We start from the raw sequence: 13703 nt of genomic DNA, 5'->3' as shown, positions 1-13703 counted from the left end.
ACTGGGTACAAGAATCACTTTTTTGGTGCGCAAATAGCCTTTAAACAGGCTCTATTTATATAAAAGCACCATTTAAATTCATAACTGCGACATTTTGCGCTGTCGCGGTGCGACATGAATTGATAAAGTTCCGGCCAATCTCCGTTTAACGACAACAAATTTGCCGAGACTTTCCTATGATCGAATCTGTCGACCACTTCCTTGCCCGCCTGAAAAAACGTGACCCGGACCAGCCAGAATTCCACCAGGCAGTGGAAGAAGTCCTGCGCAGTCTGTGGCCATTTCTTGAAGCCAATCCGCATTACCTGACTTCAGGCATTCTTGAGCGCATTTGTGAACCGGAACGTGCGATTGTGTTCCGCGTGTCGTGGGTCGACGACGAAGGTAAGGTCCGGGTTAACCGTGGTTTCCGCATCCAGATGAACAGCGCCATTGGCCCATACAAAGGCGGTCTGCGCTTCCACCCGTCGGTGAACCTGGGCGTTCTGAAGTTCCTGGCGTTCGAGCAAACCTTTAAAAACTCCCTGACCTCGTTGCCGATGGGCGGCGGTAAAGGCGGCTCCGACTTCAACCCCAAGGGTAAGAGCGACGCCGAAGTCATGCGTTTCTGCCAGGCCTTTATGAGCGAACTGTATCGCCACATCGGTTCCGATGTTGACGTACCAGCAGGCGACATTGGTGTGGGAGCCCGCGAAATCGGCTTCTTGTTTGGCCAGTACAAGCGTCTGAGCAATCAGTTCACCTCTGTACTGACCGGCAAGGGCATGAGCTACGGCGGCAGCCTTATTCGCCCGGAAGCCACCGGTTTTGGTTGTGTGTATTTCGCCCAAGAGATGCTCAAGCGCAGCGGTCAGCGCATTGATGGCAAGCGTGTGGCCATTTCAGGTTCGGGCAACGTGGCGCAATACGCGGCACGTAAAGTCATGGACTTGGGCGGTAAGGTCATTTCCCTGTCTGACTCCGAAGGCACCCTGTACTGCGAAGCCGGCTTGAGCGATGAGCAGTGGGACGCGCTGATGGACCTCAAGAACGTCAAGCGTGGCCGTATCAGTGAACTGGCCAGCCAATTCGGTCTGGAGTTCCTGGCCGGTCAGCACCCGTGGAATCTGGCGTGCGACATCGCTTTGCCGTGTGCCACGCAAAATGAATTGGACGCCGACGCCGCGCGTACGCTGCTGACCAATGGCTGCGTGTGCGTCGCTGAAGGCGCGAACATGCCGACGACCCTTGAGGCCGTTGACCTGTTTATCGAGGCCGGTATTTTGTTTGCCCCGGGCAAGGCATCGAACGCGGGAGGCGTGGCTGTGAGCGGTCTGGAAATGTCGCAAAACGCCATGCGCTTGCTGTGGACAGCGGGTGAGGTGGACAGCAAGTTGCACAACATCATGCAATCCATCCACCACGCATGTGTGCACTATGGCGAAGAAAACGGCCGTATCAACTACGTCAAAGGCGCCAACATTGCAGGCTTCGTCAAAGTGGCTGACGCCATGCTGGCTCAGGGCGTGGTGTAAGCCGGTTCAATCAATAAGATTTCGACCTGCAGATCGCCTGCGGGTCGCAGCCACAACACTTCATCGCCCAGTTGCGCGCCCAACAGCGCGCGACCCAGCGGTGAGCCCCAGTTGATCAAGCCCTGCGCTGCATCGGCCTGATCTTCCCCGACTAATTGAACGCGCCGTTGCTTGCCGTGTTCGTCGACATACGTGACCCAACTGCCGATCTGTACCTTCGTCGTCGACGAGGCTGGGGCGACCACGTGGGCGCTTAGCAGGCGTTGATTGAAGTAACGCAGGTCGCGTTCCATATCAGCCAGATGCTGCGGGTCGGCCGAGTCCTTGCGGGCCGCTTCAGCGCTGTGCTGGCGTTGCAGCTCAGTGACTTTGGCGTGGAGTTGCGCATGGCCTGCTTCAGTCACGTAATTGGGTTGTTCACTGACTTGACGCTCAATCGGCACGTTGCTTTGATTGGCAGCACTGTCTTCGTTTACAAACGCACGGCTCATGGTGGTTGTCCCATTGATGGGTTCAGAAATCGCGTTTTTAAGCGTAGTTCACAGCTGATCTGCGCTTATCACCAATCCCCCGTGTGAGCGGGGACGTCCGCTCATACGGGTTGGACTAGTAGTGATACCACTTAAGTTCCAGCATCACTTCGTTGACCGGTGAGCTAAGGTGGCTGAACTCACGCTGTGCGGTCAGTCGCAGGCCCAGATTGCGGGAGACTTCCCATTGCTGATTCAGGCTCAGGCTACGGCGCACTTCGCCATTGGTGAAGTAGTCACTCTTGGCTTCCAGGCTCAGGTTACCCACCGGGTTACGCCACAGCACACCGGTGTTGTAGCCCGCCGCCGGTGACACAAACGCAGCGAAGTCGTTGTTGTGTTCCACGCGCACGGTGCCCAAGGCAAACCCCAGCAGGTTGTCGCTGAGCTGCCAGGTGCCGCCCGCGCCGCCATTGACGTGGGTGACTAGCCGTTCATCGCCATGTTTGCCCAGCACCCGCTCAAGCCCGCCACCCACTTGCCACGACCAGGGTTGCAGCAGGTCGTTGCGCGGGGTCAGCGAGCGGATGTTGGCCAGGTCCAACTGCTGAACTTGCCAATGATTGCCTTCGTATTGGCGCAGTTTGAGTTGCAGGATTTCAATCTGCGCACCCAGCGGGAAGCCCGGCGCGTTGTCGTTGAGGTCGTGATACGCCATGCGCAGGCCGTATTCGGCAAACGCCTTGTCGTCACGGCTGCCTGCGCCCAGTTGCCAGGTGCGCGATTCGTGGCCGTTTTCTGGAAGTTCGGGTTTCTCGACTTGCAACTCTGGCGCCGGGTTCTGGTTGATGGCGCGCAGCAGCTCATAGCTGCGTTGGGAGCGCTCGGTGTCGCGCTCAAGGCCATTGGCCCGGTAGCGTTCGAGGCGATAGGCCGCGTCGATAATCAGTGCCTGACGTTCTTTTGGCAGCGCCTTGAACGTGGGGTTTTGCAGTTGCGATTGATCAGCACTGACCTGCAACACCCATTGCTGCTCTTCGGGGTCGAGGACTTTGGCCCGGTCCAGCAGCTCACGCTCGCGGGAAGGGCGGTATTCGATGCTTTCTACCAGCCCGGCTTCCTTGACCGCTTTAACGGTGTCGGTCGGAATCGCGGTCAGGGGGAATTGGGTGGTCAGTTGCAATCCGGGGCGAGCCACTTGCAACAGTTCCAGCAGGCGGTACGAGCAGTTTTCATCGAAGAAGAAGTAGTCGAACTGGATTTGTTTCAGTTCCCACACATGTTCAACCATGCGCTGAGTTTCTTCGGGTGTCAGGTTGAGTCGGTATTCCCACAGGTCACGGTTTTCGAGGCTGCGGTACTCCGAGAGTTTTTCCTGGTAGGGCACCAGGGCGAACAGGCCGGGATACCCTCCGGCCAACCCTTTCCAGGCGTACAGAATGCTGTTGTCTGACCCTTCGATGTAGGCACCAAAGTTGATCGCGTAACTGAGCAGTGCAGTCTTGTTGCTCTGCACGTCCGCCTGGTCAATGCGCAGCAAGGTGTGGCCGAACATGGACGACGGGCTGTTGAGGTACGCCGCCGGGAAGATCATCACGGTGCTGTGAGGGGCGACGTCTTTGAACCATTGCGTGAACTCTGTGCACTCAGCCTTGGGCAGGTCGGTCAGGTTCAGTTGGGCCTTGAGCCAGCGGGTGCGGGCCGGGTACACGCACTGCGGGTGTTTGTCGCCCAGGTTCAAGGGCGCATACAACGCCTGGACGGTGGCACGCAGTTCGGCGTCCGGGTGGTGAGCGCCGTCGGGGGCGAGAAAGAACGTTGTGTCGCTGACATAGCTTCGCCAGCCGCCGAGCTTGCGGGCTTCGTAATGGCCCAGGGAGATCCAGAACGGATCGTTGGCTAACTGCTGCAAACGTTGATTGTCGATATTGGGCGCGGCGTACAGCGGGGCGCAGGCACAGAGCGCCAGATAGGCAAGGCGTTTGAGCATGGTGGGCAACTGTTGTCAGACGAATAGAAATGAAACAGGTAAATGCCCGCTCCGAAAGGAGCGGGCGGGTCTTATGTATTACGCAGCAGTTGCATACTTGGACAGGCGTGCGTCGCTTTTGAGAACGGCCAGTGTGTTGTTATGCACATCGTCAGCAGTAACGTCAGCCTTGCTGAAAATTTGCTGGAAGTGCTCGTGGGTGACAGCGGCAAAGTGCTCGCGGTCTTCAGGGGCAACACCCAGAACCACCGCGTAGGTGGTGAGTGCTTCGCCATTGCCTTTGGCCATGTCTTCGGACAGCTCGTTCATCATGCCATTCATGGCAATCCACGATTTGCCGCCATAAGTCAGGGCGTCTTTGGTGGTACAGCCGTTGGTGCCGGATGTCATACCGAACGTTGCGTTACCGGAGGTGCCGTTGGTGGTGGAGGCCAGGAAGTGAGCGGGTGTGCCGCGCTGACCTTCAAACAGCATGTTGCCCCAACCGCAGTTCGGGCCGCCCGGTGCTTGCGCCATGGCATTGAGGGAAACAACTGTAAAGAGAGTACCGAGAAGAATCCGTTTCATAAGCTTTGTTCTCTGTGTGTGCAACCAATGGACAAGGGGTCTGGCCCTGAAGCGCCAGTACGGGTTGGTTATTAATCCAGCCTCGTAACAGTTAGGAGTCTAGGCACGATCCACAGGTTCCGTGACTTTTTGTAAAACAATCCCGGAATGTGGAGATTTTTTGCCCGTAAACATTGGGCCTTGAGAATTCACGTGTTGCACGCCTTGCCAGTGGTGCACAGCCAGCGCCAGAATGCTGCCATCTGCCCTGCCTGATGTAAGGAAGCCCGATGCCTGATTCTGTTGCTGCCAGCTTGCGTATAGCGCCTGACGCGCTAACCCGTCCGTTCTCCGCTGAACAGTTCAGCTTCTCGACCACCAATGATTTAGAACCCTTTCGCGGCATTCTCGGCCAGGAGCGTGCGGTCGAAGCCTTGCAGTTTGGCGTGGCGATGCCACGTCCGGGTTACAACGTATTTGTGATGGGCGAACCGGGTACGGGGCGCTTTTCATTTGTGAAGCGTTACCTCAAGGCCGAGGGCAAACGCCTTAAGTCGCCCAGCGACTGGGTGTACGTCAATAACTACGACGACCCGCGTGAGCCGCGCGCGCTGGAGCTGCCTGCAAGCACTGCGGGCGCCTTTATCGCGGACATCAATGGCCTGATCGATAACCTGTTGGCGACGTTTCCGGCAGTGTTTGAACACCCAACGTATCAGCAGCGCAAAAGTGCGATCGACCGTGGCTTCAATCAGCGCTACGACCGTGCTCTGGATGTGATCGAGCGCCTGGCCCTGGAAAAAGGCGTGGCGCTGTACCGCGACAGCAGCAATGTGGCATTTACCCCGATGAGCGATGGCAAGGCGCTGGATGAGGCCGAGTTTTCGCAGTTGCCCGAAGAAGAGCGTGAGCGGTTTCACGAAGATATTTCGGGCCTGGAGGAGCGCCTCAACGAAGAGCTGGCCAGCCTGCCCCAGTGGAAGCGCGAGTCGAACAATCAACTGCGCCAACTGAACGAAGAGACCATTACCCTGGCGCTGCAACCGCTGTTGTCGCCGTTGTCACAGAAATACGCCGAAAACGGTGCGGTGTGTGGGTATTTGCAGGCCATGCAGGTGTACCTGCTCAAAACCGTGGTCGAGCAACTGGTCGACGACAGCAAAACAGACGCTCAGGCGCGCAAGTTGCTCGAAGAGCAATACCTGCCAAGCCTGGTTGTGGGGCAGCCGATGAGCGGTGGCGCGCCGGTGGTATTTGAGCCGCATCCGACCTACGACAACCTGTTCGGTCGCATCGAATACAGCACTGACCAAGGTGCGCTGTATACCACCTATCGGCAGTTGCGCCCCGGCGCGTTGCACCGTGCCAATGGCGGCTTTTTGATTCTCGAAGCCGAGAAGATGCTCAGCGAGCCCTTCGTCTGGGATGCGCTTAAGCGGGCGTTGCAATCGCGCAAGCTGAAAATGGAATCGCCGCTGGGCGAGCTGGGGCGTATGGCCACCGTGAGCCTGAGCCCGCAGGTGATTGCGCTGCAGGTCAAAGTCATCATCATTGGTGCGCGTCAGCTGTACTACACGCTGCAAGACCTCGATCCGGACTTCCAGGAGATGTTCCGGGTGCTGGTGGACTTTGACGAAGACATCCCGATGGTCGACGAGAGCCTTGAGCAGTTCGCTCAGTTGCTCACTACCCGCACCTCGGAGGAAGGCATGGCGCCGCTGACAGCGGATGCCGTGGCGCGTCTGGCGACCTACAGCGCGCGTCTGGCCGAGCATCAGGGGCGGTTATCGGCACGCATTGGCGACCTGTTCCAGTTGGTCAGCGAGGCGGACTTTATCCGTCATTTGGCCAACGATGAAATGACAGACGCAGGCCACATCGAGCGTGCGCTCAAAGCCAAGGCGACCCGTACCGGGCGCGTATCGGCGCGGATTCTTGACGACATGCTGGCGGGGATCATTCTGATCGACACCGACGGTGCGGCGGTGGGCAAGTGCAACGGGCTGACGGTGCTGGAGGTCGGTGACTCGGCGTTCGGTGTGCCGGCGCGTATCTCGGCCACGGTGTATCCAGGCGGCAGCGGCATTGTCGATATTGAGCGTGAAGTTAACCTCGGGCAGCCGATTCACTCCAAGGGTGTGATGATTCTGACGGGCTATCTGGGCAGTCGTTACGCGCAGGAGTTTCCGCTGGCGATTTCGGCGAGCATTGCGTTGGAGCAGTCGTACGGTTACGTCGATGGCGACAGCGCTTCGCTGGGTGAAGCCTGTACGTTGATTTCGGCCCTTTCGAAAACGCCGCTCAAACAGTGCTTTGCCATCACCGGTTCTATCAATCAGTTCGGTGAAGTGCAGGCGGTGGGCGGGGTAAACGAGAAGATCGAGGGCTTCTTCCGACTGTGCGAAGCACGCGGTCTGACGGGCGAGCAGGGGGCCATTATCCCTCAAGCCAACGTTGCGACCTTGATGCTCGATGAAAAAGTGCTACAGGCGGTGCGTGAGGGCAAGTTCCACGTTTACGCAGTTCGTCAGGCCGATGAAGCCTTGAGCCTGCTGGTGGGCGAGCCTGCAGGCGAGCCGGATGAAGACGGTCAGTTCCCTGAGGGCAGCGTCAACGCGCGCGTGGTCGAGCGGTTGCGGGTGATTGCAGAAATGATCAGCGACGATGACCTCAAGGAAGCTGAAAAAGAGTTGCTGGCGCAAACCCTGGCCGCGCAAACACCGGTCTGATCCACAACACGTTTGTAGCCGTTGCCGCAGGCTGTGATGGGGGGCGGAGCAGCCCTGAAGCTCCTTCGGTCCTCAACACAGCCTGGGGCAGCGGCTACAAGGTTTTGCCCTCCGTTGGTCTTGGCGGCGTCGCGGGGCAGTTTTTTCTTCTATGCTCCTGCTCAGGAACTCTACTGTCGTCACTGGAACGATGCAGCCTGTTTTGTCTGGCTGATACAGGATCTACCGAGGGGCGCCGCCATGTCGCGCAACCTTTGTCTTACTCGTCAGTGTTTGGGCCTGGAAACACGCATTGAATGCAGCATTCGCCCTCTGGCAGGCAATACAGGGATGTGGACGCTGCTGTTTGCCGCAGGGTTATCCGGTGAGCAACCGACCACCATCAAGTCTCAGGGGCCATTCCCCGGCCCGTTCGTGGCTGAAACCATTCTTGAGTCCATTGTTGAAAGCCTGACCCTGCACGGCTATCGGCTTGCCGATGCGCCGCAGATCTGGTGCCTGCATGTGCAGGCCCAGTTGCGTCAGATCAATGGTGAACGCTGCCACTCTTAAGGTAAGCGCTACGAGCGCATGTCGGGGCCGTTTTCGCATAAGTGAGCCGCATGGCGTGGCGTGTTTAGCGCGGCGGCGTCACTTCTGGCACTTTGTCCAGTTTGACGTCAAAGCCGTACTCGACAGGTTCCAGTGACGTGCGGGCATAGCTTTCGAGATGCGTCGGCTGCCCATAAAAGTAGTGCACGTCGAACAGTGCCGGGCCATTCGCTTCGGCGCTGTGGCTGACGGCGAGCACTTCTTTGAGGTAGTTGCCGGTGTCGTCCTTGGCGTAAAAGCGCCACGCCTCGGAAGGGAACAGTTTTTGATCAACGATCAGGGCGTTGCCTTTGAGCTCCAGGCCTTTGGGCAGGTGAGCAACGTCCAGAGTCTGTTTATCAATGTTGGCCAGGTACAACGGCATTGAGCCAATGGCATAGACCGGTGTTTCCGGGAACAGGTTGAGATCATAGGTGATCACCCCGGTTTTCGGATCGGCGTCGAAAGCTTCGACAGGCAGTTCCAGCGGCTCGCCGCGTTTGCCGTTCTCATCCTCGGCAAAGAAGGTCACGGGTGTGTCAGCGCTCTCAGGCAGGGCACCCAGCAGTTCGTCATTGAAAGTGGGTGGGTGGCTGAACTCAAGTGTGGCAGCGCTGGCGTCCTCTACGGACTGGCTGATCACTACGCTCTTTTTCAGTTGCTCAGGGTCAAGGGTGGCGTCTTTCAGGTAATTGGCGGCCTGGTCGTCATACACCACGACTGACAGCGGTAGCGGCTGAATATCTTTGCCGACGACATTTTTGTCGAGCCGGCGCACGGGGAGGTCGAGGGTTTTGCGGGTGACATTGGCGGTCGAGAAGTCGAGCACGCTGATGTCGAGGTTTTCAATCGTGCCGTTGAAATACACCTTGCTGTAGTGGTGCGGGTGTTTTTGCTCAAAGGCTTTTTGTTCGGTGTCCAGTTGCTGTGCGAACGCTTCGCTCCAGGCCGTTTGCTTGAGCATTTCTGCCAGTTGCTGTTGGTAAAACGCCAGTTGCTCGGCATTCTCATTGATCGAGCCTGCGCGTGACAGGAATTGCCCGGTCTTGTCGCGGGCTTGAATGATCAGCGGATTGAGTTCGGTGTCGCGCACTTCTTCGGCCAGCGGGGCGCTGTTGTTGATGTCAACTTCGGCGAAGTTTTTACCCAATGCCAGCAGCTTCACGCTGATCGTGCCGTCGGTGCGGGTCTTGCCCACGTCCTTGCTGGTCAGGGTGAGGTTGACCACGTTCCCCGGCGCGATCACTTCGGCCTCGCCGTGCAGCAGCACCGGTTGCGGTTGCTGAATGTTTTCGGTCTCGACCCCGTCGATATAGGGGTAGGTGACGGTCAGGTCGTCCGGGTTGCTCAAGTTGGCGCTGGAGGGGCTGAGCTGGATGCCGGAGTCCGTTTCTGACCATTCGGCCTGAAAGGGCACCACGTGTTTGTTACTCAGCGTCACTGACTGCCATTCCAAAGCGTGCGGGAAGGGAAAGTCGGCGGCATTGTTCTGGGAGAACGGAAAAATGGGTTCAAGGTCGGTCAGGTAATCGGAACTGGAGTTCTTGCGTACTACAAACAGGCCATTGATATAGGCATCGCTCAGCGCCTGACTGGTGGGGTAGTGCTTAAGCTGCGCGAGTTCGTCAGTGCCGTATTCGGTTTCGATGGCTTTGTCTTGCAGCTTGATGCGGGCGCGTTCCAGCAACAGCAATGAGCCTCCGAGGTCGGCTACTGCGTCTTTAAGCTGTTGATCCTGAATGGTATCGAGGTTCTTTTCGAACGCTGCGGTCCTTTCTTCAAGGCTGGCTTGCTGGTGTTTGTCGTCAGGTGAGCAGCCGCCCGCCATGAGAAAAGCCGTTGTAAGCCCGAGACACGCCAAGGGGAGTCGCAGATCCATTGTTCAGTTTTCCTGTCCGTAAACGATGCTGATAAGGACGACACTAGCAGAAAATGTTTTTACCGGGTGTGTCCGGCGCTTTATCTCTGTCGTTTTGTGGCTGATATACTCGCGCCCATTTTTGACTGCCTGTGAGATTCAATGGAACGTTTTATCGAGAACGCAATGTACGCCTCGCGCTGGATTTTGGCGCCCATTTACTTCGGCCTGTCGTTGGGGTTGTTGGCTTTGGCGTTGAAATTCTTCCAGGAAGTGTTTCACGTAATCCCCAACGTGTTCGCGCTAACTGAATCGGACTTGATCCTGGTCATCCTGTCGCTGATCGATATGGCGCTGGTTGGCGGCTTGCTGGTGATGGTGATGATCTCGGGTTACGAGAACTTCGTTTCGCAACTGGATATCGGTGGGGACAAAGAGAAGCTTAGTTGGCTGGGCACGATGGACTCAACTTCGTTGAAGATGAAAGTCGCTGCCTCGATTGTGGCCATCTCTTCGATCCACCTGCTGCGGGTCTTCATGGACGCGCGCAATATCGAAACCCAATACCTGATGTGGTACGTGATTATTCACATGACCTTCGTGGTGTCGGCGTTTGCGATGGGGTATCTCGACAAGCTGACCAAGCACTGAGGCTTGTCGTGATGTGCAGCACACGAACCCGGGCTGCGAAGGCTTTGGGGGCTGTGGTAGTCTGCTCGCCCTTTTTTGGATCTGAGCGATTGGGAAATAGCGGCCACAAAATGGCTGTTTTTGATCGCCCTACAACGGAGCAGTGTTATGTCCGAAGTAAATCTGTCGACCGACGAAACCCGCGTTAGCTACGGCATTGGCCGTCAACTGGGCGACCAACTGCGCGACAACCCGCCGCCGGGCGTGAGCCTGGATGCAATCCTGGCTGGCCTGACTGACGCTTACGCAGGCAAGGAAAGCCGTGTTGGCCAAGAAGAGCTGTCTGCCAGCTTTAAAGTGATCCGCGAGATCATGCAAGCTGAAGCCGCTGCGAAAGCAGAAGCTGCAGCAGGCGAAGGCAAGGCTTTCCTGGCTGAAAACGCCAAGAAAGACGGCATCACCACTTTGGCTTCCGGTCTGCAATTCGAAGTTGTGACCGCAGGTGAAGGCGCCAAGCCAACCCGTGAAGACACCGTTCGTGTTCACTACCACGGCACCCTGATCGACGGTTCTGTTTTTGACAGCTCCTACGATCGTGGTCAGCCAGCCGAGTTTCCGGTGGGTGGCGTGATCGCTGGCTGGACTGAAGCCCTGCAACTGATGAACGCTGGCAGCAAATGGCGCATCTATGTGCCGAGCGAACTGGCTTACGGCGCCCAAGGCGTTGGCAGCATTGCTCCGCACAGTGTGCTGGTATTCGACGTTGAGCTGCTGGACGTTCTGTAAGAACGCAGCACTTTAGCGAAGATCTACTGTAGGAGCGGGCCAGCTCGCTCCTACAGCGTTCACTTTTGTTTAGTGCCGTCGAGCCGTCATATTTCTATTTTGGCGTGATGCTCGTGAGTGTCAGCCGTGCCAATGGGGCGCAATGCCCGGGCATAGCAAAACAGAAACAGATTGCGCACCAACTCCTTGAGCACCCCAGGCTCGCTTGAGTTGAGGCCATTGAAATCCAGGTCGCCCTGATCCTGCAGCTCGTTGAGCGCTTCTTCTTCCAGTACTGCACAGACTTCTCCGGTTTCCCGGTGCAGGATTCTTAGGTAGGGGTGCAGACGGTCCAGCCAGGCATCAATTAAATAAGTCATGGTCGTCATCTCCGTGATGAATGACAATGAGAATAATTCTTATTTATTTAATAGCAAGTGCCTATTGGCAGATTTCTTATTCTTCCAGGTAAAAACTGCCCTGGGTCAAAGAGGCTGGCTTTTTGATATTGCGAGGGGGGTGTTGCGGGGGACAAGTCGCCCCTTCCTGCGCGAAACGCAGGAAGAAAGGCAGCCGAATCAGACCTTGCGCACGAACTCGGACTTGAGCTTCATTGGGCCGATACCGTCGATTTTGCAGTCGATATCGTGGTCGCCATCGCACAGACGGATGTTTTTAACCTTTGTGCCGACTTTGACTACCAGGGAAGTGCCTTTGATTTTCAGGTCTTTGATCACGGTGATGGTGTCGCCGTCGTTCAGGACCGTGCCTGCGGAGTCTTTGTAGACTTTTGCATCGCTGGCTTCTTCAGCATCGCCGCTGGCGGACCACTCATGGGCGCATTCCGGGCAGATCAGCTGAGCGCCGTCTTCGTAGGTGTACTCGGAGTTGCATTTTGGGCAGGGTGGCAACGTGCTCACTAAAGCTCCTTAAGGGTCAGGCTGGCTAAAAGGCGCGCATTATATAGGGTTTTTGCCGGGAGGGGGGGCAGTCGTTTTGAGACCGTGGGAGCTGCCGCAGGCTGCGATTTTTTGACCTTAAAATCAAACGATCGCAGCCTGCAGCAGCTCCCGCGCGAGTTAATCAGTGCGTACGGGCGACCGCAAACTCGCTCAGTTCAACCAATGCATCGCGGTATTGGCTTGGCGGCAAGGCTTCAAGGCAGGTAATGGCGCGGGCGACGAAATCGCGTGCCAGTTGTGCGGTGTAGTCCAGCGAACCCGAAGCTTCAACGGCTGCGCGGATGCTTTCGAGGTCTTCGATGCCACCTTTTTGAATGGCTGTGCGTACCAGGGCGGCTTGCTCTGGCGTGCCTTCACGCATGGTGTAGATCAGCGGCAAGGTTGGTTTGCCTTCTGCCAGGTCATCACCGACGTTTTTGCCCAGCGATTCTGCGTCGCCACGGTAGTCGAGCAGGTCGTCTACCAACTGGAACGCCACGCCCAAGTGGTCGCCAAAGGTGCGCAGCGCTTCGCTTTGCTCAGGCGTTGCACCGGCCAGCGCCGCGGCGCTGTGAGTCGAAGCCTCGAACAGCATCGCGGTCTTGCCGCGAATGACTTCCATATAGATTTCTTCGGTAGTGCTGGCGTCCCGTACTTTAGACAGTTGCAACACTTCGCCTTCAGCAATGATGCGAGTGGCTTTGGACAGGATCTTCATCACGGGCATGGAGCCCAGCTCAACCATCATTTCGAAAGAGCGCGAGTACAGGAAGTCGCCGACCAATACGCTGGGAGCGTTGCCCCACGTGGCGTTGGCGGTCTTGCGGCCACGGCGCATGCCGGACATGTCGACCACGTCGTCGTGCAGCAGGGTCGCGGTGTGCAGGAACTCAATAGTGGCGGCAAGCAGGCGCAGGTCGTCGCCTTCGCGACCCAAGGCCTTGCCACACAGCAGCACTAATAAAGGACGAAGGCGTTTGCCGCCGGCCGAAGTAATGTAGTCGCCGATTTTCGAGACCAGCGGCACACGTGAAGTCAGCTGTTTCTTGATGATGCCGTCGACGGCGCTAAAATCGTCCGCCACCGCGCGGTAGAAAGCTTGGGGTTGCATCAGCGACAGGTGCTCCAGAAGGGTTGCGCGGCATGCTAGGTCGGGGGGCTGGACCTGTCAAGGCGTGATGGGCGGCCACTTGCAACCCGAACGCACCTTGCGTACAATCGCGCACCCTGAACTTCCTGGGCAGCACCTGCCTTACGCAATTGCACTTGGGCCGTTCCAGCCCCATGCAGCCATGCCAGCCAATACCTTTACCTATAAAGCGCTGGGTGAGCAGGATTATCGGAGAAATACCATGTCGTACGCAGTAATCGTTACTGGTGGCAAGCAATACAAAGTAGCACCAGGTGAATACCTGAAGATCGAGAAACTGGAAGTCGCTACTGGCGAATCCGTAACTTTTGATCGCGTTCTGTTGGTCGCCAATGGCGATGACGTAAATATCGGCGCTCCAGTTGTTGCTGGCGCCACTGTTGTTGCTGAAGTGATTTCCCAAGGTCGTCACGACAAAATCCGCATCATCAAGTTCCGTCGTCGTAAGCACCACATGAAGCGTATGGGCCACCGCCAGTGGTACACCGAGATCAAAATCACCGGTATTCAGGCTTAATTTCAGCCTAATTCCTCAATAGG

At 57.1% G+C, this 13703-nt stretch carries 13 protein-coding genes; 6 read left to right on the top strand and 7 right to left on the bottom strand.

Annotation, left to right across the window (positions count from 1 at the left end; all coding sequences use genetic code 11):
- Nucleotides 1-176: 176 nt before the first annotated feature.
- Nucleotides 177-1514, top strand: a complete 1338-nt coding sequence (gene gdhA / locus ACIQYF_RS12490; protein WP_402861653.1) for an NADP-specific glutamate dehydrogenase — start codon at nt 177-179, stop codon at nt 1512-1514.
- Here gdhA and ACIQYF_RS12485 read toward each other — a convergent pair.
- From ACIQYF_RS12485 to ACIQYF_RS12475, 3 genes are all read right to left on the bottom strand, one after another.
- Nucleotides 1499-2005 (bottom strand): GreA/GreB family elongation factor, encoded by a 507-nt coding sequence (locus tag ACIQYF_RS12485; protein ID WP_402861650.1) that lies wholly within the window; start codon nt 2003-2005, stop codon nt 1499-1501. The genes gdhA and ACIQYF_RS12485 overlap by 16 nt on opposite strands.
- Nucleotides 2006-2120: 115 nt before the next feature.
- The gene (locus ACIQYF_RS12480; protein WP_402861647.1) at nt 2121-3974 is read right to left on the bottom strand and encodes a DUF4105 domain-containing protein; all 1854 of its coding nucleotides are present in this window, start codon (nt 3972-3974) and stop codon (nt 2121-2123) included.
- A gap of 78 nt (nt 3975-4052) precedes the next feature.
- Nucleotides 4053-4541: a DUF3015 domain-containing protein gene (locus ACIQYF_RS12475; protein ID WP_019411892.1), complete on the bottom strand. Its 489-nt coding sequence runs from the start codon at nt 4539-4541 to the stop codon at nt 4053-4055.
- Between the two features lie 269 nt (nt 4542-4810).
- On the opposite strand from ACIQYF_RS12475, the gene ACIQYF_RS12470 reads away from it, so the two are divergent.
- Nucleotides 4811-7249 carry a Lon protease family protein gene (locus tag ACIQYF_RS12470; RefSeq protein ID WP_402861643.1) on the top strand — a complete coding sequence of 813 codons (2439 nt, stop codon included), beginning with the start codon at nt 4811-4813 and terminating at the stop codon, nt 7247-7249.
- A 240-nt stretch (nt 7250-7489) separates the two neighbouring features.
- A complete protein-coding gene (locus ACIQYF_RS12465; protein ID WP_402861640.1) occupies nt 7490-7801 on the top strand; it encodes a hypothetical protein in 312 nt (103 codons plus the stop codon).
- A gap of 64 nt (nt 7802-7865) precedes the next feature.
- On the opposite strand, the gene ACIQYF_RS12460 is transcribed toward ACIQYF_RS12465, so the two are convergent.
- Nucleotides 7866-9698, bottom strand: coding sequence for a hypothetical protein (locus tag ACIQYF_RS12460; protein WP_402861637.1), 1833 nt, complete (start codon nt 9696-9698; stop codon nt 7866-7868).
- 141 nt (nt 9699-9839) lie between these two features.
- Here ACIQYF_RS12460 and ACIQYF_RS12455 point away from each other — a divergent pair, with 141 nt between their 5' ends.
- A complete protein-coding gene (locus ACIQYF_RS12455) occupies nt 9840-10328 on the top strand; it encodes a TIGR00645 family protein (RefSeq protein ID WP_019411888.1) in 489 nt (162 codons plus the stop codon).
- 147 nt (nt 10329-10475) lie between these two features.
- On the top strand, nt 10476-11093 hold the full coding sequence (locus ACIQYF_RS12450; RefSeq protein WP_402861633.1) for an FKBP-type peptidyl-prolyl cis-trans isomerase: 618 nt from the start codon (nt 10476-10478) through the stop codon (nt 11091-11093).
- Nucleotides 11094-11179: 86 nt separating this feature from the next.
- Here ACIQYF_RS12450 and ACIQYF_RS12445 read toward each other — a convergent pair whose 3' ends face one another.
- The 3 genes from ACIQYF_RS12445 to ACIQYF_RS12435 form a co-directional block, all read right to left on the bottom strand.
- Entirely contained in the window at nt 11180-11452 is a 273-nt protein-coding gene (locus tag ACIQYF_RS12445; protein WP_402861630.1) for a hypothetical protein, read from the bottom strand.
- Nucleotides 11453-11650: 198 nt separating this feature from the next.
- Entirely contained in the window at nt 11651-11992 is a 342-nt protein-coding gene (locus ACIQYF_RS12440; RefSeq protein ID WP_322237857.1) for a zinc ribbon domain-containing protein YjdM, read from the bottom strand.
- Nucleotides 11993-12155: 163 nt separating this feature from the next.
- On the bottom strand, nt 12156-13124 hold the full coding sequence (locus ACIQYF_RS12435; protein ID WP_402861624.1) for a polyprenyl synthetase family protein: 969 nt from the start codon (nt 13122-13124) through the stop codon (nt 12156-12158).
- 241 nt (nt 13125-13365) lie between these two features.
- Between ACIQYF_RS12435 and rplU the strand changes: the two genes are divergently transcribed.
- Complete coding sequence (gene rplU / locus ACIQYF_RS12430; protein WP_026014348.1) at nt 13366-13680, top strand: 50S ribosomal protein L21; 315 nt, start codon at nt 13366-13368, stop codon at nt 13678-13680.
- Nucleotides 13681-13703 lie beyond the last annotated feature (23 nt).

The sequence above is a fragment of the Pseudomonas sp. NPDC096917 genome (assembly GCF_044762555.1).
In the GTDB taxonomy this organism is placed as follows: domain Bacteria; phylum Pseudomonadota; class Gammaproteobacteria; order Pseudomonadales; family Pseudomonadaceae; genus Aquipseudomonas.
The sequence above is the reverse complement of the archived record's forward strand: the minus strand, read 5'-3'. Positions and strand labels throughout refer to the sequence as shown.